This window comes from Neisseria sp. P0021.S005, assembly GCF_051956955.1.
Genome location: NZ_JBQCWY010000496.1, coordinates 1 through 2249 on the forward strand (window position 1 = coordinate 1; position 2249 = coordinate 2249).

At 46.3% G+C, this 2249-nt stretch carries 1 protein-coding gene and 1 pseudogene; one reads left to right on the top strand and one right to left on the bottom strand.

The window, feature by feature from the left end; genetic code table 11:
- A pseudogene (locus ACTHUE_RS16045) lies at positions 1–620 on the bottom strand (calcium-binding protein); the annotation flags it as partial.
- A 594-nt stretch (positions 621–1214) separates the two neighbouring features.
- On the opposite strand from ACTHUE_RS16045, the gene rfbD reads away from it, so the two are divergent.
- Positions 1215–2078 carry a dTDP-4-dehydrorhamnose reductase gene (rfbD, locus tag ACTHUE_RS16050; protein WP_314765942.1) on the top strand — a complete coding sequence of 288 codons (864 nt, stop codon included), beginning with the start codon at positions 1215–1217 and terminating at the stop codon, positions 2076–2078.
- Positions 2079–2249: the final 171 nt, after the last annotated feature.

Sequence of the window (2249 nt, forward strand, 5' to 3'; positions counted from 1 at the left end):
CCTTGCAGGTAGTCTTTACCTTCTTCACCGTACAGAGAGTCACCGTCGGCATCACCGTAAATGGTGTCGTTACCAGCACCGGCGTAGATTACGTCTGTGCCGTTGCCACCGTAGATGATGTCTTCGCAAGCAGTACCGTAAATGGTATCTTTAGCATCAGTACCGCGGATAACGTTGCCGTCTTTGCAGTCTTCAGCTCGGATGACATTACCTGGGTTTTTGTCTTCGTGACCGTATGAGTTGTTTTGGTTATGGTCGTCAACACAGTCTTTGCAGTCTGGCTCTGGCTTAGGCTCAGGTTTTGGTTCTGGCTTAGGCTCAGGTTTTGGCTCTGGCTTAGGTTCTGGTTTAGGCTCAGGTTTTGGTTCTGGCTTAGGCTCAGGTTTTGGTTGTGGTTTTGGTTCTGGTTGCGGTTCTGGCTGTGGCTCAGGCTTAGGCTCAGGTTTTGGTTGAGGCTTAGGCTGAGGTTTAGGTTGTGGTTTTGGACATGGGATCGGTTTGATTGGATCGCAGTTGTAAGGTGGGCAAACCGGAACACATTTGTAGTTAGGAGTTTTTGCCGGTGGGCAGAAAGCCGCAATAGCAGAAACCAGACCGGTTACCGCGTTAACTACTGACACGCCGACGCTGGCAATGCTAGCGATGCTGCCGATAGAAACAGAAGATTTTGCTGCAGGAGCGCAGTAGTAAGAAGAGTAGGAAGCCTTAGGCGCGGGTGCGCAGTAAGAACTAACCAGGGGTCTAGTATAATACCCCCCGTAACAGTATGCCATAATAATTACTCCCAAAAGTTAATAAAATATTGGGTTGACGGAACGAGCAAATCCGCCCTTGCCCAATTATTATTTTAGTAATATTTTGCAAAATATTTACTCAAAAATATCAAACGGTAGAATTTGCCGATAAAAGGACGGAGTTTGGCCTATTTTTAAATTCCATTCTCCTAGCAACAATAAAAACATTAACATTGATTCACACTCTCTCAAACAGCATAGATCCTTTATCTATCTTGTTAAAAGCTGAATTTTAACTATAGTTATAGTAAACAAACATAATACCGATAAGTAGTTATTATTATGGATAGATAATATCGACAATTTACCCAAATACAGCTACATCCGCATTTTGTTCTACGCCAATAATGTGAATTTGTCGTATTTACACTATAATGACACGAACACCTATTTAACAGCTATCAGAGGAGATACTCAACCATGCGTACTTTATTGACCGGAGCCAAAGGCCAGCTTGCCCGTTGTCTGCGCGACCGCCTGCCCGAAGATTGGGAACTGATTGCTACCGATTCGACTTCGCTGGACATTACCGATACCGAAGCCGTGCATCACATGATCAAAAACTTCCAACCAGATGCCATCGTTAATGCCGCAGCTTACACTGCCGTCGATAAAGCAGAAGAAAACGCTGAAGCTGCTTTTGCCGTCAACGCAACCGCTGTTCACAACCTGGCCGCAGCCGCCCGCGCCGCACACGCCCGCTTTATCCATATTTCCACTGATTATGTATTCGACGGCGAAGGCAAACGCCCTTACCGCGAAACCGACTACACCAATCCACGCAGCACTTACGGTCAATCCAAAGTAGCAGGCGAGCTTTTGGCTTTAGCCGCGCATCCTGAAAGCACTATTGTCCGTACTTCATGGCTGTTTAGCGAATACGGCAGCAATTTCGTCAAAACCATGCTGCGCCTTGCCAAAGAACGCGATTCCCTCTCTGTCGTTCACGACCAAACCGGCTGTCCGACTTATGCAGGCGACTTGGCACGCGCCATTATCGAATTATTACAACAACCCACCTCTCCACGCGGCATCTTCCATTACTGTGGCAATAAATCGGCAACATGGTACGAATTTACCAAAGCCATCTTTCAGACGGCCCACCAATTAGACGACAACTTCCGCATTCCGGAACTGAACGCAATTACCACTGATCAATACCCCCTGCCCGCACCACGTCCGGCATACAGCATCATGGATTGCTCACGCCTAGAGACCGAATTTGGTATCAAACCGTCCGACTGGCAAAAAGCCCTGCGCGAAATTCTCCGCAAAATCGACTAATAAGCTGATTCATCTATATCAAGGCCGTCTGAAAACATATTTTCAGACGGCCTCTTTGTTTCTTTTATATCAAATGCTTTATCTATCCAGTCTGTCATTTGAAAAGTGCTACAATAGCCGTTTATTTTATTTTTCAGACGGCCTGACAATATGTGCAACCATCATCCCAAA